The 19,065-nt window shown below is 40.5% G+C and carries 22 protein-coding genes and 1 tRNA gene; 12 read left to right on the forward strand and 11 right to left on the reverse strand.

All coding sequences use genetic code 11. From position 1 onward, the window contains the following. The first annotated feature begins 10 nt into the window (after positions 1–10). Together BFP75_RS05545 and BFP75_RS05550 are read left to right on the forward strand one after the other, a co-directional pair. Positions 11–2,662: a hypothetical protein gene (locus tag BFP75_RS05545; protein WP_099544108.1), complete on the forward strand. Its 2,652-nt coding sequence runs from the start codon at positions 11–13 to the stop codon at positions 2,660–2,662. Between the two features lie 118 nt (positions 2,663–2,780). Then, positions 2,781–2,987 (forward strand): hypothetical protein, encoded by a 207-nt coding sequence (locus BFP75_RS05550; protein ID WP_099544110.1) that lies wholly within the window; start codon positions 2,781–2,783, stop codon positions 2,985–2,987. A gap of 63 nt (positions 2,988–3,050) precedes the next feature. On the opposite strand, the gene BFP75_RS05555 is transcribed toward BFP75_RS05550, so the two are convergent. The 3 genes from BFP75_RS05555 to BFP75_RS05565 form a co-directional block, all read right to left on the reverse strand. After that, the gene (locus tag BFP75_RS05555; protein ID WP_123803333.1) at positions 3,051–3,416 is read right to left on the reverse strand and encodes a hypothetical protein; all 366 of its coding nucleotides are present in this window, start codon (positions 3,414–3,416) and stop codon (positions 3,051–3,053) included. A 140-nt stretch (positions 3,417–3,556) separates the two neighbouring features. Continuing rightward, positions 3,557–3,898 (reverse strand): hypothetical protein, encoded by a 342-nt coding sequence (locus tag BFP75_RS05560; protein ID WP_099544113.1) that lies wholly within the window; start codon positions 3,896–3,898, stop codon positions 3,557–3,559. 498 nt (positions 3,899–4,396) lie between these two features. Next, positions 4,397–4,603, reverse strand: coding sequence for a heavy-metal-associated domain-containing protein (locus tag BFP75_RS05565; RefSeq protein WP_099544115.1), 207 nt, complete (start codon positions 4,601–4,603; stop codon positions 4,397–4,399). 55 nt (positions 4,604–4,658) lie between these two features. Here BFP75_RS05565 and BFP75_RS05570 point away from each other — a divergent pair, with 55 nt between their 5' ends. The 10 genes from BFP75_RS05570 (at position 4,659) to BFP75_RS22605 (ending at position 10,755) form a co-directional block, all read left to right on the forward strand. Beyond that, positions 4,659–4,901, forward strand: coding sequence for a type II toxin-antitoxin system ParD family antitoxin (locus BFP75_RS05570; protein WP_099544117.1), 243 nt, complete (start codon positions 4,659–4,661; stop codon positions 4,899–4,901). Next, positions 4,888–5,181, forward strand: a complete 294-nt coding sequence (locus BFP75_RS05575; protein WP_099544118.1) for a type II toxin-antitoxin system RelE/ParE family toxin — start codon at positions 4,888–4,890, stop codon at positions 5,179–5,181. The genes BFP75_RS05570 and BFP75_RS05575 overlap by 14 nt, the downstream gene beginning before the upstream one ends. 17 nt (positions 5,182–5,198) lie before the next feature. Next, positions 5,199–5,768 (forward strand): hypothetical protein, encoded by a 570-nt coding sequence (locus tag BFP75_RS05580; protein ID WP_099544120.1) that lies wholly within the window; start codon positions 5,199–5,201, stop codon positions 5,766–5,768. Between the two features lie 544 nt (positions 5,769–6,312). Continuing rightward, on the forward strand, positions 6,313–6,705 hold the full coding sequence (locus BFP75_RS05585) for a hypothetical protein (protein WP_099544122.1): 393 nt from the start codon (positions 6,313–6,315) through the stop codon (positions 6,703–6,705). A 429-nt stretch (positions 6,706–7,134) separates the two neighbouring features. After that, complete coding sequence (locus BFP75_RS05590) at positions 7,135–7,482, forward strand: plasmid mobilization protein (RefSeq protein ID WP_099544124.1); 348 nt, start codon at positions 7,135–7,137, stop codon at positions 7,480–7,482. Beyond that, on the forward strand, positions 7,472–8,521 hold the full coding sequence (locus tag BFP75_RS05595; protein WP_099544125.1) for a relaxase/mobilization nuclease domain-containing protein: 1,050 nt from the start codon (positions 7,472–7,474) through the stop codon (positions 8,519–8,521). Before BFP75_RS05590 ends, BFP75_RS05595 begins: the two co-directional genes overlap by 11 nt. Before the next feature lie 22 nt (positions 8,522–8,543). Beyond that, positions 8,544–8,816, forward strand: coding sequence for a hypothetical protein (locus tag BFP75_RS05600; protein WP_099544127.1), 273 nt, complete (start codon positions 8,544–8,546; stop codon positions 8,814–8,816). A gap of 152 nt (positions 8,817–8,968) precedes the next feature. Beyond that, positions 8,969–9,142 (forward strand): hypothetical protein, encoded by a 174-nt coding sequence (locus BFP75_RS21745; protein WP_165776551.1) that lies wholly within the window; start codon positions 8,969–8,971, stop codon positions 9,140–9,142. After that, positions 9,139–9,795, forward strand: coding sequence for a recombinase family protein (locus BFP75_RS22305; RefSeq protein WP_240531705.1), 657 nt, complete (start codon positions 9,139–9,141; stop codon positions 9,793–9,795). Before BFP75_RS21745 ends, BFP75_RS22305 begins: the two co-directional genes overlap by 4 nt. Continuing rightward, positions 9,796–10,755 carry a recombinase family protein gene (locus BFP75_RS22605; protein WP_317044510.1) on the forward strand — a complete coding sequence of 320 codons (960 nt, stop codon included), beginning with the start codon at positions 9,796–9,798 and terminating at the stop codon, positions 10,753–10,755. On the opposite strand, the gene BFP75_RS05610 is transcribed toward BFP75_RS22605, so the two are convergent. The 8 genes from BFP75_RS05610 to BFP75_RS05645 form a co-directional block, all read right to left on the reverse strand. Beyond that, positions 10,709–10,782, reverse strand: a tRNA-Arg gene (locus BFP75_RS05610). The genes BFP75_RS22605 and BFP75_RS05610 overlap by 47 nt on opposite strands. Before the next feature lie 121 nt (positions 10,783–10,903). Then, positions 10,904–11,353 carry a GatB/YqeY domain-containing protein gene (locus BFP75_RS05615; protein ID WP_099544129.1) on the reverse strand — a complete coding sequence of 150 codons (450 nt, stop codon included), beginning with the start codon at positions 11,351–11,353 and terminating at the stop codon, positions 10,904–10,906. A gap of 86 nt (positions 11,354–11,439) precedes the next feature. Further along, a complete protein-coding gene (gene ftsZ / locus BFP75_RS05620) occupies positions 11,440–13,347 on the reverse strand; it encodes a cell division protein FtsZ (protein ID WP_099544131.1) in 1,908 nt (635 codons plus the stop codon). Between the two features lie 43 nt (positions 13,348–13,390). Next, the gene (gene ftsA / locus BFP75_RS05625) at positions 13,391–14,716 is read right to left on the reverse strand and encodes a cell division protein FtsA (protein ID WP_099544133.1); all 1,326 of its coding nucleotides are present in this window, start codon (positions 14,714–14,716) and stop codon (positions 13,391–13,393) included. Between the two features lie 4 nt (positions 14,717–14,720). After that, a complete protein-coding gene (locus tag BFP75_RS05630; RefSeq protein ID WP_099544134.1) occupies positions 14,721–15,440 on the reverse strand; it encodes a cell division protein FtsQ/DivIB in 720 nt (239 codons plus the stop codon). Then, entirely contained in the window at positions 15,430–16,782 is a 1,353-nt protein-coding gene (gene murC / locus BFP75_RS05635; protein ID WP_099544135.1) for a UDP-N-acetylmuramate--L-alanine ligase, read from the reverse strand. Before murC ends, BFP75_RS05630 begins: the two co-directional genes overlap by 11 nt. A 5-nt stretch (positions 16,783–16,787) precedes the next feature. Beyond that, complete coding sequence (murG, locus tag BFP75_RS05640) at positions 16,788–17,876, reverse strand: undecaprenyldiphospho-muramoylpentapeptide beta-N-acetylglucosaminyltransferase (RefSeq protein WP_099544136.1); 1,089 nt, start codon at positions 17,874–17,876, stop codon at positions 16,788–16,790. Further along, the gene (locus BFP75_RS05645; RefSeq protein ID WP_099544138.1) at positions 17,863–19,065 is read right to left on the reverse strand and encodes an FtsW/RodA/SpoVE family cell cycle protein; all 1,203 of its coding nucleotides are present in this window, start codon (positions 19,063–19,065) and stop codon (positions 17,863–17,865) included. The genes murG and BFP75_RS05645 overlap by 14 nt, the downstream gene beginning before the upstream one ends.

The following is a 19,065-nucleotide window of genomic DNA, read 5'->3' on the forward strand; positions in this document are numbered from 1 at the left end:
GATACTATAAATGAAGAACACAATACTGTTGATATTGATTTGTGCGTTTTTAAACGGATTTGCTTCGGAAACGAAAAAACTCGAAATCACGATTGAAAACAATGTGGAAGGTGCGCCCATAACACTGGGAATTCCTTTTCCAAAAGGAGAACTGTATTCTATAGATAATGTTCGCCTATTAAATTCAAATGGTAATGAGATACTTTGCCAAACTACAGAAGTATCAACTTGGGAACCAGCTGATGAAAGTATAAAATGGATATGGGTGTTTTTCTTTTCAGAAACAGAATCCGATTATATACTGGAGTACGGTGCAGATATTGTGGCTATGATGCCAAAAGAGCGGATAATTTCCACGAACAACATGCGCCCCCGTGGTGGTATCAAAGTAAATACAGGACCATTATCGTTTTCCTTGAACAAATTGGGAAATGGATTTTTGGACGAGGTTTATTTGGATTCCAATCAAAATGGAAAATTCGAGGACAATGAACTCATAGCTTCTTCTCCGAAGGACAATAGAGGAACCTTTCTTGATATATTGGACGATTCTGGTATCGATATTTCAAAAGCTGTCATAAACGAGGTGTTCAGGGAGAAAGGTTCAGGTCCCATGCACAAGATATTTAGGGTTGAAGGCACCTATGTTTATGGAAGGGCGGACAACAATCTGTCCCCGTTTACAATTAGGTTGCATACTTATGTAGGAAAATCATTTGTAAAAGTTTTACATACAATGACTTATACCGGTATTCCAGATAAGCACAAGAGACAAAAAGGCGAACACGCCAATATTGCGACGCAAAACAAGGAAATTTTATCCGAAGATACCGCAGATGATCCTGGGTGGACACAGCCGAACGACCAAATTGCAGCTTGCGGCTTACAATTAAAATACCATTTAGATGAAAAGACTGAAGTTTCGATGCCTTTGTTTGAAGGAAATTGGGATGCGCCATCATTCACGGAAAAAATAGAAAAACTCAATACCAATAAAAAAATAAGCTTGTTACAAAAAGGCCCAAAGAGAAATAAAGGAGAAAGTGCAAGAAGTTTGTTTACGGGAAAATCAAAAAAAAGAAATAATGCAAATGAAACTTCCACGGATAAAAATGCGTTCAGGGCAACGGTCTCCCAAGGCAAGGAGGTTATGACCGAATCACAAAGGGCCAAAGGATGGATCAATGTTTCTGATGGGACCAAGGGAATAAGTATAGGAATCAAGAATTTCTTGAAGGAATATCCCAAGGGAATCGAAGTGGACCCAAGCTCAAAAATACTGAAAGGAAATATCTGGCCCCTAGAAAATGGGCCTATGAACTTTGCTAGAAAAGATACCGAATTGGACGGTCAAATGCTCGGTAATTTTGCACAGGGCATTACAAAGACAACAGAGTTCCTTTACTATTTTCACACGAATCAAACTGATGGAGCTATTAACCAAAAGATGGATTACGTTATCAATAGTCCAGTAGCCCGTGTTTCACCTGAATGGTATACAGCATCAAAGGTCTATGGCAACATGGCGCCCTATTCTGATAAACATTTAGAATTTGAAAACAGTCTACAATACAAATACGAGTGGTGGGCATTCAATCAAAGAAAACAACCTTGGTATGGAATGTTTGACTATGGTGATGGAAAAACGTATTTCTTCAAAAACAAATGGGTTCAATGGACAAATAATGAACCTACTGTCGACTTTATGCTTTGGACCAACTTTATGAGAACTGGAAAAGCCGAATTCTATCACATGGCCGAAGCCATGAGTAAGCATACGATGGATGTTGATAATGTTCATTGGCCAAAAAAAAGATACTATCTAGGTGAGATAAACGATGCTATAGATTTTTGGGATTTTGAAGATGAACCTGAATCCACCCCTTATTTGGGAATTGGTCGAAGGCATGCAAACGAACATTGGCATGCCCTTTTGAGTGCCCATGTTTGGATTCAGGGATGGATTGCATCCTACTACATTTCTGGGGATCATCGCGCTTTAGAAGTTGCAAAGATGACCGGTGACAGCTATTTAAAACGTATATGGGGAGAACACGACTTAAGGGGACGAAGATTGTACCTGTCCGTGCTCAATCTTGTCGAGTTGTACGATGCCACCAAGCTGGACAAATATAAAAAGGAGCTGGACGAAAGGGTAGATTTGATGTTGACATTGCAAAAGGAACAGGGAGGAAACTTACTCTTGGATAGGTACGGATATAGTCAAACCTATGTTGTACAGGGTTTATACAAATATTATCAACTTACAGGTGAAGAACGTATTAAAAAAGCGCTTCTTAAACATGCCAGTTGGGTAAGGGACGTACCGCCTTTAAACCATGAAATGGAATCATATCTTGCCACTATCCATCCTCTATTGATAGGTTATGAATTTAGTGGTCACCAAGTATTTTTGGATGAAGCATTGGCAAGGGCCGAAATGCTTAAGGTAAAAAAGCTTCCAAAAGAAAGCAGCGAGTTCGATAGTGTGGAATCCTACAATGAAGAATTATTGAAAGTTTCCAACCTTCCCAAAAGCAATAAGGGTTTTACCAATTGGGAAATTAACCAGGGATTGAGAGTATTTGGATGGACCCATGCCTTTAACGTTCCCTATCTTTTATATTGGTTGGATAAAGCTCCATCACCTTTAACCAAGTAGAGTATGATTAAAAGAAGATTAGAAAACAATGTTAGCCGCTTTTTTGTTTCGGGAAGTTATAGCTGGGTGAGCAGAAAAGATAATGTCCCTCGGATAACTTTCAAATCCCTTGATATACGTGTCTGGTGAATTAATAACTGGCGGAGAGACTTTTACATCAACAATTAGCGGTAAACCAAAAGGAACTATTGTTATAGCGATTGGCATTAATGCTAACCCTGTTTTTAGTGATCAAAAGACGCGGGATGAGGATAATGATGATTATGACGAGAAATTAGCCAAAAAAGTAGATGATATTTACAAAAAAAAACAGTTGTACTATTGAAAATTTAAACCAAGTACATTTATAACTATTGGGGCAGATTAAAGTTGTGCAAGGCAGAAAGAACTATGGCGAAAAACTGTTCCCCAAGTCAAAAAAATGGGAATCAATATTATTGGTATGGGAATCATCTGAATATTCAGAAGAAATGGAGAATTGATGACGTTCATAGAACGTAAAGTCCACACCATCGCCAAATCTCAATACATCACCATCAAGCACATAGAGCGAGGAGATATTTTCCCGGGTATCATCCAACAAAAAATCTCGCTCAATGTCCTGAAAGCCCAGTTTTCTAGCCGAATTGTAAGAGCTGTTCCATCTAAAATTGAAGTTGTTAAAAGCATAGTTCCCATTTACAGTTGCACCATACCGCCGAGTACCAACCGAGGTTTCCGCATTTAGGTTAAGTCCCGCGTTTCTGTTCTTCAACAATACAACATTAATGATTCCTGAAATACCTTCACTCCTGTATTTTGCAGAAGGAGAGGTAATAATCTCGACCTTTGCTATTCGAGACGCCGGCAACTGCTGAATTGCCTCGTATGGAGTAAGCGCGGTTGGCTGTCCGTTTAAACCGAGACGTTATCACTGCCTCGTAGGGATATTGCACCATTAGAAAAATTCGTCTGAACCTCGGGAACCAGCTCAAAAACTTCGATACCGCTCATCCCTGACTTTTGCAAGTCGGCACCTAGATTGAAGACTTTTTTGGTGTTGGAAAAAGTAGTACGGTTTTTATCTTCAACAAGGACTACTTCCTCTAAAAGTTGAATTTCTGGCGACAACTCTATTTGGACAAAGTCTTTGTCGCGGAATTCATCAAAATCAACCTTCATGGTTTTAAAACCCACCGCTGAAACTTCCAAAAAGTCAAACTCCTCCTCTGAAAATTCGAATTTTCCCCTCCTCATCTGCGTTTAAGCCCAATATCAAAAGGTTGGACTGACGGATGGTAATAGTCGCAAACGCTATTGGCCTCTAAAATTATGCCCCTGTACCTCTGCTGTGCGCAAATCTGGATTGTTGTTACCATCGAGATTAAAAGAAACAATGCTTTCATGACGAATTAATTAGGAAAGCAAATTTTTATGTTCCTTTATAGGATTGCAATTTTAATCTGTTGATGTGGTAACTACATCTGTGAACGAAACCAACTCATATGTTTTTTAAATAATTTGTACCGAATATCCAGAAGGATAACAAGGAAATGCATTAATTGGGTTCCGCGACAACCGTTACAGTTAGTGAAGTTCTTTTAAACCAACCTTTTCCAAGACTATACTGAATTTTTGAAATGGTTCGAATAACTCGCCGGTTTTAAAAACTATACTACTGTCTTCAAAAACTTGATATTGTAAAAAAGGAAGCCTCTATTTTAAAATAGAGGCTTAATTTAATTTGAGTAAAATCTAATTTTCTTGTAAAGGCTCTGCCTTAAAACCTATTTTACCTAAAGTCTCGATCACTTTGTTTTCACTTGTACTCGTCAATATCTTATCAGGCTTTTCGGTGTCTACTTCCCAGTTTTTTATACCTTCTTGCTTGTCAAGGAATGGGGTCACTTTTGATACACATCCACCACAATTAATATTTGTTTTAAATTTCATTTTTTCCATTAAATAATTATCAAGTGGTGCAAATATTTGCTATATTGCACCATTTATTTTATTTATGCAAACCACTAGGAAGTCAATAACGTTTACGGACCAACAGGATAGTTGGATTAAGCTCAGAGTTGAAAACGGGGATTTTACAAACGATAGTGAATACATCCGTGAACTGGTCAGAAAGGACCAGGCAGAGAACATGAAACTCATGGAACTCAAACAAGCTATAGATGAAGGTATGCAAAGTGGCCGAAGCCCTTTGAAAATAAGCGATATTATCAAGAAGGTGGATAATGGGGAGCTATAATCTTTCCACTAGGGCTCAATTTGATGTCGTTGGAATTTATAAGTACGGAATAAAGTATTTCGGTATCGAACAGGCTGCTTCTTATTTGACCGAGCTAGAAGATTTCTTGGAAGAACTGGCAACACGTGGTGAACTGGCCAGAGATGCTTCGCCAATTGCCCACGGATTAAAGTTCTATAATTTCAAAGGCCATGTAATTTATTATTCATTTGATAATGTTGGTGAAATATACGTAGTAAGAATTTTAGGTAAAAGAATGAATTTCGAAGAACATTTGTAAGTTCAAAAAAACGATCAATGAAAAACACCATTCTCATACTATTTCTTTTGTACTTCTTAATAGGGTGTAGCGAACAAAAACCGAATCACAAAGATACGGTCAGTAAATATTACAATTCTTTTGATTCAGGCAAATACGATGAAATAAGAGGTATCCTAAATGATAGTGTCACGCAAATTAGCGGAGATTTCGTCACACCTTATACCCATCAAAGTTTTTATGAATTTTTTAAGTGGGATTCCATATTTAAATCGTCCTATGAAATTGTTGAATTGAAAGAAAAGAATAATGATATTATTGTAACCGTTGCCCAGGAGAATTTGAGAAATGAATTTTTAAGGAACAACCCTCTAGTGTACAGGGTCAGAGTTTCCTTTATTTCAGATAAAATCTCAAGGCTTGAGGACTTTGATTATATAGATGTTAATTGGGAGGTTTGGAATCAAAACAAAGATTCGTTAGTTAATTGGATAAAGAATAATCATCGAGACTTAGATGGCTTCGTAAATGATATGACTATGAAAGGATCTATGAATTATTTAAAGGCTATTGAATTATACACTTCTAATAAGGATAGTCTTCATTAAAGTATAAATAAACGATTGATTTTTTTCATCGATTGTTTTGGAAACAAAATATTTACCCCTTGCGGAAGTTGGTAAGTTGCCCTTCCAAGGTCGCAGGCAATCACCAACCTCCTCGGTTGGTATGCAAGAGCTTGTCTTTCGGGCATTCGAGCCCTTTAAGCCAAGCACTTGCGAGTTGCATTTTTATTTCAAAGTGAATACCATCATATGCTCACATGACCACATGACCATTGCTATATATGATTATATGAATATAGCATTGATTATAGGGGTATATGATTAAATATTGCTAGGACAATAGCTATATCGAATTGGTTATTTTCTCCGGTCGCTTCTTTTTTCGATACCCCCAAAACCATAGCATTAAATGTCTTGATTTCCTTTTTTTCTTCTCCCTCCCCACAAACACCGAAGCACCATTTTTCATGTAAAGCCCAAAGCAGGGCTTTGGGTCTTTGTGGTTAGGGGAAGAAAAAGACGTTTGTTAACTACCTTCGATTATTCTGAACATTGAAAATAAATGTTCTTAACTTTAAGTCAAAAAATGGACGAGAACCTTTTTTTGACACGGAAAGTAATAGGCTTCCGACGGGCCTTTCCTAAGCTGATTGCCCAGTGGGAGCGGCAAATAGGAAACGGTAACCATCATCCCGACCTTCATTTTTGTTTGGTCTTGCTGGATGATTTTCAATGGCTGAGCGCTTATTTACGTTATTTGGATTATCGCATTGATTTTGTCCTGAACGCCTATATTGTTCATTCCAATTTACGGAGAGATTTTGTCGATGTGGGTTATGACCAGTCCCTCGCCTTGGAATTGGCCAACCATGAACTTCAATTGATGTATGCGGCCCTGGATGATTCCGACACCGTAAGGCAAAATCCGAAGGCCAAGGTGTATTTTGATATTTGTGCGACCGGTCCGGGAATTGGCTAATCATGAAATAAAGTTGATTTAGAGATCCCTAAAGGATTCGGGAGGTGATTGTAGAAGACTCCAAAGTGAAGGTTTATCGTGATATTTTTATAGGCTTACACTTAAATGATATTCTAGGTATTATGGCAATATATTGATTTGGATATCAAATGATTCTTATCCCAAACTTTTCCAGTCGAAAATTCCAAAAGCACATATAGCTTATAGATGCTTCCCATTCCCTAGAAATTCCCTTACGAATTTTTTTCTTAGCAACCTGCTTTTGGTGTACATGATTTCATGTACACTACTCCCATTTTTATTTTCCAATCATCGATAGTTTAGCCAAAAATTAATCGGAGGTCACGAAGCAAGTTGTGTTTTTGCTAACAAAAACCCTACGCACTTCGTTTGAAGGTTGCTTTGTGATGCTCACAAAAAACATAAAAAATGGGAAGGCCAAAAAAAGAACCGACGTCGTTGAAAATAATACAGGTCAATATCAGAATGACCGTTGACGACTATATCAAGGTTTCCGATAATGCCAAGACCATTGGGCTATCAATTGCCGAATTTATCCGAAGAAAGGTCACTGAAAAGTCCCTTCCAAAGAAAAAGGTAAGTCCAACTGACCGAAAGCTTTTTGTCGAGCTGAGCCAGGTGGGCAACAACCTGAACCAACTGGCCAAGTTCGTCAACTCCGGTATCCGCGACCCGTACAACATCGATAAACAATTGGAAGAGGTAAAAAGGCTGTTGCAATTCCTTAAATCGAATATTTCGGGGAATGATAGGTAAGATAACCATAGGGAAGGATTTTTACGGGGTCTTGGCCTACAATGAAAAGAAGGTGAACGAAGGGGTCGGGTATGTCATCGATTCCAATATCGAATATTCCACGGCGGTCAATATGACCCAGGAATTCAATTTGATCAGGGAACTGCGCCCAGGACTAGGGAAGGCGGTCCTTCATGTTTCCTTGAACCTGCCCCATTCGGACAGTTTGAACGATAGGGACTTTGCTTCCATTGGGAATGACTATCTGGAGAAAATGGGTTTTGACAACAACCAGTTCATAATGTACCGACATACGGACACGGAACATGAACATATCCATATCATAGCCAACAGGGTAAGGTATTCCGGCAGACTAACAAGTGACAGCAACATCAAAAGAAGAAGCCGTGAGATACTCAACGGACTGGAGAGGAAATACGGGCTTACCCAAATCGCAGGTAACAAGAACGCAAAAAAACCACTTACCCAAAAAGAAATAGAGAAGACCCTAAGAACGGGAGATTTACCTATAAAACTTGTCCTTCAGGACAAAATAGGTTCGGCTATTTCAAGTGCGAAGGATACCACGGAATTTATCAAATTACTTGAACGGCAACATATATTCCCAAGATTCAACATAAGCAAGACCACGGGAAGGGTCTCGGGCATATCGTTCAATTATCGGGATGTAATATATAAAGGCAGTACGCTCGGTAAAAAATTCTCATGGAACAGTATAACCAAACACATCGATTATGAGCAAGACAGAGACCGTAGAACTGTACTATCGGCTAATGAAAAAGAACGAGGAACTCATCCTACTGGTGAAAGAGACCATGGAACGTCAATCGGGCCTAAACCAAGAAATAATGGAAGTACAGAAGGCACTGAAAATACTGCTCAACAATCAAAAGATAATCTGGAACAAATTAAAGGAACTGGAGTAGTCGAACCTTTGGTACAAGCTACGGATTGGAACCCATTTAAATTGGAACTTCTAGAAGGGAACAACAGGAAAAGGTCCAAAAGGAAGAAGAAAAGAAGAGGCCTAGGTCTATAGGAAACACCCTAAATGCAAACACATGAAAAAAAACGATAAGCTAAAATCCTTGAGACTGTCCTGCGCCGAAATCCAAGTGCTGGAAATGATACGGAACAAAAGGTTCCTGTCCATTAAGTTGATCATCAAAAATGGGGAGGTAGATGTAATCGAAGGTCTGGAAAGACTACAAACGGGCGAACGTATTATCGATATGTTGAAACAACACGATTTTCAAAATCTGGAAATCAAACAAAGCAATGGTAGGATTGTCTGCGTAAACAGGATTTTTAGAAAAAAGGTAGGTCATTCTTAAAAACCGAGGGTTGTTAACCGATGATTGATAAGTATGGGATAAAATGGTGTTCCCGCAAGGGATTCACAAGATTAAAAAAGGTAAATTAAAGCCTGCTATTACAAATACGGAAGTAACCTTCAGGACACAGGAGCTGCCGAGATGTATAGGTAATGTCAAATTCAGTACTTGAACCAAAGCAGAAAAAAGGAACATTCAATAGTACATGGCTCAAAACTTTTAATGGTTTTGAGGATTATTCGGAGGAAGAAGCTGAAAGAATTTTGGAGCAGCTCCGGGAACTCGCCAACATAGTTTGTCGCCATGTACAAAAAACGGGCACATGAATTTAGAGGTATTCGGTCAATTTGCGAAAAAGGAAAAGGGAAGGATTATCGGAAGGAACCAGACGGCGGTCATCTACACCCGTGTGTCCAGTAAGGAGCAATTCGACAACAATGCCAGTCTGTCCACCCAACTTAAATATTGCCAGGAATACGCACTCAGAAAGGAATTGGACGTATTGGAATATTTTGGGGGAACCTACGAATCCGCTAAGAGCGATGAGCGTAGGGAATTCCAAAGGATGCTGAACTATGTCAAAAGGAGAAAGAACATTGGCTACATCATCGTCTATTCCTACGACAGGTTTTCCCGTACTGGCGCCAACGGTGCCTATATCAGCGAGCAGTTGAAAAAGCAAGGGGTCGCCTTAATATCGGCCACACAGGAAATCGATGTGACCACAAGTGCCGGTACCTTTCAGGAAAACCTGTACCATATGTTCTCCCATTTTGATAACCAGGTCCGACGGGACAAGTCCATTACTGGAATGCAGGAAAAGCTTCGAAGGGGCCATTGGACCGGAGCTTACCCATTCGGGTATACCAATACCAATCCCGGTAAAGGAAAGACCCCAAATTTCGTGATCACAGAGGAAGGAAAGCTTTTAAAACAGGCCTTTTTGTGGAAGGCCAATGCCAATATGTCCCATGTTTAGATCGCAAAAAGGCTTAAAGAGAAGGGCCTTTGCATAAATGCAAAAAAGCTCACCGATCTTTTCAGGAACCCTTTTTATTGTGGACTTATTGTCAATCGGCTGATTCCGGGAGAGGTAGTCCAAGGAAAACACGAGGCCCTGATTCCAAAAGAGGTTTTTTTGAAGATACACGATCTGCTACATACTGGGGATTCGCCCAAAAAATATTCGTATGACGACGAAAACCTGCCTCTGAAACAGTTCGTTAGGTCTTCGGTTTGCGGTACGCCATACACAGGCTTTATAGTGCGGCAAAAGGGCCTTTACTATTACAAGAACCGACGAAAGGGAAGTAGGGAGAACAGAAGTGCCAAAAAGCTCCATCAGGAGTTCCTGAACGTTCTGGGCGAATATACGATTGTGGATAAAAAGTATATCGAACCCTTGACCGAAATCATTCACGATACTCTGATGGATAAAAATCAGGAAGCATTGGAAGACCAAAAAAGGTTGACAAAAGAACTGGATCAGGTAAAGGAGCGGAAAGGTACATTGGAAAGAAGGTTCGTTCTATTGAACGAAATTTCAAGGTCACAGTATGACCTTTTCATGCCCGAGCTAAAGGCCAAACAAAGGGAACTGGAAATGAAATTGGAGAAGGGCGGTATAAATAGTTCAAACCTCAAAAAGTCGGTAAAGATGGCACTCAATTATGCTTGTAACCTCCCTAAAATATGGGAGTTAGGTGATTTGGAAACTAAAAGGGCCATTCAATATATGGTATTCCCGGACGGGATCGGGTATGACTTTAAAAACAAGGCAGTTCAAACTTTTCGAGTCAATGAAATTTTCAGCGCAATCTCCTCATTTTCAGGTGACTCAAGGAAAATAAAAAACGGGAATTTCCACTCATTTCGTGAAAAATCCCGTTTAGTGACCGCGGAGGGATTCAAACCCCCAACCCTCAGAGCCGAAATCTGATGCGCTATTCAGTTGCGCCACGCGGCCATTTATCAATATATGAGCAAAAAACTCAAATATGCCATTAAGACTATAAAACTAAAACCAACACTCAGATGCGCTTTTCTCCCGATAGCTATTGGGAGCGCCACCCAGCCTTTATCTTAATCTAGGAACTTAATTTTTGCTTTACAATCGTGGAAATTAACTTCCCATCCGCTTGCCCTGCCAATTCCTTGGAAACGATACCCATGACCTTTCCCATATCCTTCATACCCGAAGCACCCGTGGCATCGATGGTTTGTATAACTACTTTTTCGACTTCCTCCTCAGTAAGTTGTTCCGGTAAAAATTGTTCTATCACTGCAACTTGTGCCAATTCCGGATCTGCTAAATCCTTTCTTCCTTGTTCTATAAAAATCGTAGCACTATCCTTTCGCTGTTTTACCAATTTCTGAACCAACCTGATCTCATCCTCTTCACTAATATCCTTACCGGAACCACTAGTGCTCTCCAACAAAAGAGCGGATTTGATGGCTCTCAAAGATTCCAAGGCCACCGTATCCTTGGCTTTCATAGCCACCTTCATCTGTTCCATTACCTTTGCCTGTAAACTCATCTATTGTGGTTTTTGGTCTGCAAAGATAAATAATAAACCCGAAAACAATGTTTGTTTTCGGGTTCAAAAGTTTATTAGGCTCAATACTAGTCCACGTTATCGTGTAAAAACGAATTGTTGGACCTTAATTGAATCTCATCATTGCTATCATCACTGAGGGTCGTTCTGGAAATTTTTTTTTCTCGTGGATTGTCGTTCAAATTGACGCCCTGTCTTTTATAAGCGGGTTCCTTTTCAATTTCATCAATATTGCTCAAACTATTTTTAAACTTATAATTATAGTTTTTCAGCGTTCTTTTTCTTTCATCTAACCGCTCCCTTAGCAATTCCTCAATAGGGGTTTCCATAGGGTCTACAGAGGTATCATGGTTCCTGTTTTCCCTAGATACCACGGTTCTTTTCTCAAAAACCAATTCATCTTCGATAATTTTGGGTTCGAACTCTTCAGCTTTGGATTTGGCGCCTGTCAGCCTATTCTCCAACTCCATATAGTCGTCCAAACTGTATCTGGTCTCGCCCTTTTTATTATACTCCAAAACAGGAATTACCTCTACGCTATCGTTCACGTCTAAATCCTTAATTTCATCATCAAAATTAAAAACCACAACGTTCTCTATTTCTTCCTCCTCCATTTGCTTACCAAAACTCATGGCGACTTGATCTTTTTCTTCCCTGCTATACTTCAAAACTTCCGGTTCCACCACTTCAATATCCCTAATTTTAGCCGTGGCATCAATGATAACAAAGTCGTCATCGGAAATAGCATCGGCAATTACTTCCTCATAAAAGACATTAAAGTTTTTTATATAATTGGTTGTAGGAATCAGATCAAAATCTCCTGGATCTAAAAATTGATATCGCTCCAGTTCCTTGTCCGTTTCTTCCTCCTCCTCTACTTCCAACGTGTGAATTGTACGCGAATCGGAAAGCAATTCCGCCTCTGCTTTTTGATTATCCTCCAGTGTATGGATTATTTTTTTTGCCTCGGTATTTACTATGTCATCCTGTTGTTCCACATTAAACCCCGTAGCAATAACCGTAACCGCTATAGCCTCTCCTAAGGATTCATCCTCACCTACACCCATGATGATATTGGCTCCGTATCCAGCTTCAATTTGAATGTGATCATTGATTTCTCCTATTTCATCGATGGTGATTTCTTGAGCTCCGGATACGATCAACAGCAATACATTCTTCGCGCCCGTAATTTTATTGTCGTTCAAAAGCGGTGAATCCAATGCTTTCATTATTGCTTCGTTGGCCCTTGCAGAACCTGAAGCAATGGCGGAACCCATTATGGCCGTACCACTATTGGAAAGAACGGTCTTGGCATCGCGTAAGTCAATATTTTGTGTGTAGTGGTGGGTAATCACTTCTGCTATACCCCTAGCGGCAGTTGCCAAAACCTCGTCGGCTTTGGAAAAACCTGCCTTAAACCCAAGGTTTCCATATACTTCCCTTAACTTATTATTGTTGATTACAATTAAGGAATCGACATTTTTTCGTAATTTTTCTATACCCAGTTGGGCTTGATCACAACGCATTTTACCCTCGAATTGAAAGGGCATGGTAACGATTCCAACCGTTAAGATATCCATTTCCTTGGCAAACTTGGCAATAACGGGAGCAGCACCAGTTCCTGTTCCCCCGCCCATTCCGGCAGTAATGAAAATCATTTTTGTGGTACGGTCCAACATGCCTTTGATATCCTCCATGCTCTCCATCGCAGCCTGTTCACCTACTTCAGGATTGGCACCAGCTCCCAATCCCTCCGTCAGCGATACACCCAATTGAATCTTTATGGGAACAGGACTGTTGTCCAAGGCCTGCGCATCCGTATTGCAGATAACAAAATCAACCCCATTGATACCGGCCTGGAACATGTGGTTTATGGCATTGCTACCCCCACCACCTACACCAATGACCTTAATGACATTGCTTTGATTTTTTGGAAGATCAAAAGAGATACTGTCAAATTCGTTGTGATTACTCATACTTATTTATATTACTGGTTATTATGTGCTTATTCTATTTTTTCTACTCGGCGTTATCCAAAAAATCCTTTAGTTTTTCGGACCACTTGTCAAAAACGGATTTTCGTTCCTTTTTTCTGGGGTTCGCCGTGGACTCCTCTTCAAAACCTGCCATTACAGGTTCTGCTTCTTTCCTTATAGTGTTAACATGCATGGCCGACTTCCTTTCTTGGTTCCTAATAGCATTCATTAGCAAACCTACTGCCGTAGCATATAATGGACTAGCCACTTCCTCATCAGAATCCCCTGCCAAATGCTCATTGGGATAGCCAATTCGCGTATCCATTCCCGTGATATATTCCACCAATTGCTTTAAGTGCTTCAATTGACTGCCACCCCCAGTTAGTACAATCCCCGCGATCAGTTTCTTTTTCTGTTCATCATGACCGTAATTCTTGATCTCTACATATACCTGCTCAATAATTTCCACTACCCTGGCATGTATAATTTTGGAAAGGTTCTTAAGGGTTATCTCCTTCGGCTCACGCCCTCTTAAACCTTGTATGGATACAATTTCATTGTCCTTGTTCTCCCCGGGCCAAGCAGAGCCAAACCGCACCTTAAGACTTTCGGCCTGTTTTTCTATAATGGAGCAACCTTCCTTAATATCCTCGGTTATAACTCCGCCACCAAAAGGAATTACGGCCGTATGTCGAATAATCCCATCTTTAAAAATGGCCAAATCCGTAGTACCGCCCCCTATATCGATCAAAGCGACACCAGCTTCCTTCTCCTCCATGCTCAATACGGCATCGGCCGAGGCTAATGGTTCCAACGTAATATTTCCCAAATCCAGACCGGCACTTTTTATACACCTGCCCACATTCTTGATCGAGGAAACCTGACCAACAACTACATGGAAATTCGCCTCCAATCGACCCCCGTACATACCAATGGGCTCTTTTATTTCAGCCTGGCCATCAACCTTATATTCCTGGGGCAGCACGTGAATTATTTCTTCCCCGGGAAGCATGATGAGTTTATACACCTGGTTACACAAAGAATCCAGATCATCCTCATTGATGACTTCCTCTGAATCCTTTCTGGTAATGTAATCACTATGCTGAAGGCTTCGGATATGTTGCCCAGCTATACCCACTACTACCGAACCAATTTTAAGCCCAGAATTGGTCTCTGCCTGTTCCACGGCCTGCTGTATGGATTTTATGGTCTGTGTGATATTATTAACAACTCCCCTATGCACCCCAAGACTCTTGGATTTACCAATCCCTAAAATCTCGATTTTGCTATACTCATTCTTTTTCCCGATGATGGCCACAATTTTAGTGGTCCCAATGTCTAAACCGACCGAATAATTTCCTTGTTCCATGTTGTTATATTTTAGTGCACACTACCTGGTTATTGAATTCCAAACTTACTTCCGCAAAGTCCTCCAAAGTGTTATCCTTGTTCGCCTTGGCATAAAAGGCCTTAAAGTTGCTGAACTTTGTTTCCAAATTTTCAATATCCCCTAAATTCACCACAAATTGATTCAGCCTGAACTTTAATTGATAATCATCCTCTGCCTTTACATGAATACCTATTACGTTCTTTCGTAAAAAATCGTCCTTGTTTATAAACTCCAAAATTTTGTATACATCCTCTAGGCTCTTACCCGTTATATTACCTGTTATAATAGGCACCCTAGCCGAATAATTTGATGAAAACGGCATACGTTTCCCTTCATCATCCAGATAGAACTTTGAATTCCCCTCAATGCGTCCGATGGGTTTGCGTTGAACAATTTTAGACCTTAGCTCACCGTCTATTGTGATATAGACCTGGGCACTTTTCACCATTTCATTGGCCTCAATGGCCTTTTCTATAGTATTCAAAACTATATTTTCTTTAGGCACATTTTCGAGCCGTCCATAATTTTGTATTAACAATTTATTAACCGCTCCCTCAGTGATATACAAATTTTGATCACCCAAAAATTCTACCTTGGAAACGACCACGTTCTTATCGCGGTTTCTCTTATTAGAAAATGCATAAAGCCCCATGATTACTGACACCAACGCAACTATTTTTAAATAATTCCAATTAATGCGCATACTCCAATTCCTTTTTTATTCTTATTATTTCCAACCCAATATCACCGGCGCCCATCATTACAAGCACTTCAGGATTTTGGGCCTTTATTTCCGATACCAGTTCTCCCTTTTCCACGATTTTCTTTTGGGGATTGGTCATCTTTTCCATAAGCCAAGCGGAGTCTATTCCCTCCATGGGCTCTTCCCTGGCGGGATAAATTTCCATGAGCAGCACACTTGAAAATTTTGATAGACTTTTTGCAAAATCATCGCCAAAATCCCTTGTCCTGCTAAATAAGTGCGGTTGAAAAATCGCCAATACCCTTTTATTGGGGTGCATTTCCATGATGGCATCGTACACGGCATCGATTTCAGTAGGGTGATGTGCATAATCATCAATAAGGACAAAATTCTCATGCTTAATCCTATAAGAAAACCGTCTTTGAACACCCTTAAAAGTTGCCAAGGCTTCAGCCAGGCGATACGGTGGGGAACCTGCTTGTATCGCCATGGCAAAAGCAACCAAACCATTCAGTAAATTGTGTCTTCCTGGCTTGTTGAACTTAACTCCGGTTATCGATCCATCCGGAGTTCCCAAATCAAAAATGTAGGCACCATGTTCTATTTTTATATTTCGGATGCAATAATCCGAACCATCTTCAATTCCATAGGTAATACCCGCTAAGGGCAATCCTTTTCTAATAAATAATTTCCCTCCCGGTTTTATTCTTTCCACAAATTGCAGAAAGGATTTTCTTAACTCCTCTGCATCCCCATAAATATCCAAATGATCGGCATCCATAGAAGTAATGCAGGCCACGTTTGGGGAAAGTCGTAAAAACGACCTATCAAACTCATCCGCCTCAACAACGGAATAATCCGTTCCTTCCAACAAAAAATTGCTATTGAAGTCCTCTGAAATACCTCCCAGAAATGCCGTCAACTGCGTGCCTGTTTCCTTTAACAAATGGGCAAGAATGCTCGAAGTTGTGGTCTTGCCATGTGTACCCGCCACTGCAAAGCAGAATGAATCCTTGGTAATGAGTCCCAAGACCTCGGAACGCTTTTTAATTACAAAGTCGTTATTTAGAAAATATTGATATTCCGAATGTGTGGTTTTTACCGCAGGCGTGTAGACCACCAAGGTTCCTTGGGAATTTAAAAATGGTTTTGGGACCAATTTTAAATCATCCTCATAGTGAATGGAAATGTCATGGCCGGATAGTTCAATGGTCAAAGGAGTTTCGGTCTTATCATAACCGGCCACCTCCTTACCGATAAATTTGAAATATCTGGCCAATGCAGACATACCAATACCTCCGATACCTATGAAGTAAACCTTATGTATGTCCTTTATTTCCATGTTGGCTAATTCAACAATTTTTCAATTTCGTCACAAATGTCCTTGGTCGCACTTGGCAAAGCCAAGTCCTTAATATTTTTGGAAAGCCTTTCCTGGATTTCCCTTGACTCGAAAACCGACAAAAATGTCGTTTCAAAGTTTTCGTCCAAATCATTTTCCTTGATCATGATGGCGGCCTCTTCGGCCACCAATGCTTGCGCATTTTTTGTCTGATGATTCTCCGCAACCACGGGCGACGGTATAAAAATGGTAGGTTTTCCTACCAGACAAAGCTCGGAAACCGCACCTGCGCCAGATCGTGAAATTATCATGTCAGCTGCCGCATAGGCTTTGGCCATATCATTTAAAAAGGCATGGACCTTCACCCTATCCGAATTTAGATTCTCATAGTCCTTAATGTAACCCTTGCCACATTGCCAAATCAACTGAAGGTCCAAAGACTTAAAAAACGCGAGATTATCCGCAATCAGGGCATTGATCCTTTTGGAACCCAAACTTCCTCCAAGCACCAAAAGGGTTTTTCTCCCTGTTTCCAGACCAAAAAACCGTAATGCCTCGCTTTTATCCTCATTGATGGCAATCAAATCCGCCCTAACGGGATTACCCGTTTTTACAATTTTATCCAATGGAAAAAAACGTTCCATCCCGTCATAGGCAACACAAATCTTGGCCACCTTATCCTTTAAAAGCTTGTTTGTGATGCCAGCAAAGGAGTTCTGCTCCTGAACCACGCAAGGTATACCTCTGCCCGAAGCGACCTTTAATAAAGGACCACTGGCAAAACCGCCCGTACCCACTACGGCATGGGGTTTAAACTTGCTTACTATTTTGCTTGCCTTGATCAAACTACTTATCAGTTTAAATGGAAACATTAGATTTTTAAGGGTCAGTTTCCGTTGTATCCCTGTTATCCACAATCCTTCAATTTTGTATCCCGCTTGGGGAACCTTCTCCATTTCCATCCTATCCTTTGCTCCCACAAAAAGGAATTCCGCATTGGGATGTCTTCGTTTCAGTTCGTCGGCAATCGAAATTGCCGGATAAATATGCCCCCCTGTTCCCCCTCCGGAAATGATAAACCTATAATTGCCCACTCAATACTTCTAAGGGGTTACTCTCATCAATATCCACACTACTTTCCTTGGTCTGTGCCGCATTTTTATTACTTGCACTCAAAATGATCCCGATGGCCAAACAAGTCATCCAACTAGAAGTACCCCCACTACTTATCAAGGGCAAATTTTGCCCGGTAACCGGAAACAACTCCACGGCAACGGCCATATTTATCAATGCTTGGAATACGATGGGCAATCCCACTCCCAAAACCAATAATTTGCTGAAAATGGTTTTACAACCATTGGCCACCACTACAATCCTGAATAGTAAAAACAGGTAAAAAAACATTAATGCAAAGCCACCTATCAATCCATATTCCTCAACAATGATGGCATAGATAAAATCCGAAGAACTCTGTGGCAGAAAATTCTTTTGTACGCTTTTGCCGGCACCTTTTCCCATAACGCCACCCGTTGCAATGGCGATTTTCGCCTTTTCTATCTGATAGGTACCTTCCGTATCTTCCGGATTGCTAAAACTATCGATACGGCTCATCCAAGTATCCACTCTATTTGGAAACAAATCAGGAGCGGCCTTGGCCACCAAAATAAAAAGGGCCAAACAAGCGATTCCCGTACCAACGATTGCAACCAAATACTTTAATGGGTATCCCCCCAAAAAACATAACATCAAGACCATGGAAAATATAATTCCCGCGGTAGAAAAGTTAGCCGGAAGGATAAGGACCACGACTAAAAATACAGGCAACCACAAAGGCAAGATACTTTCCTTGAAAGTGACCTTTATATCGCGCACTTTTGACAAATATCTTGCTACATAGATCATCAAAACCACGGCCGCTAAGTTCGAAGGTTGAAATCCAAACCCAACAAGCGGCAATCGTATCCACCTGCTCGCATTGGTTTCACCTGCCGTTGTTCCCTGTGCCAATACAAAAATCAATAGTACGATCACAATGGGCATGGCAATCAAAGAAAGTCCCTTGAAAAAATGCGTGGGTATTTTATGAACCCCGTATATAATCCCAAAACCTAAAAACAATAACAAGGCATGTTTCACCAAATGGCCTACCGTAGTACCATTACCTACTACATAAACCAGATTACTACTGGCACTGTACACTGGAAGAAATGAAAACAACGCCAAAAGTGCCGCTATGGCCCAAATGGCTTTGTCCCCGTTAATACTTTGTAATAGGTTTCGCAC

Origin of the sequence: Maribacter sp. 4G9 (assembly GCF_002742265.1) — a bacterium.
In the GTDB taxonomy this organism is placed as follows: Bacteria; Bacteroidota; Bacteroidia; order Flavobacteriales; family Flavobacteriaceae; genus Maribacter.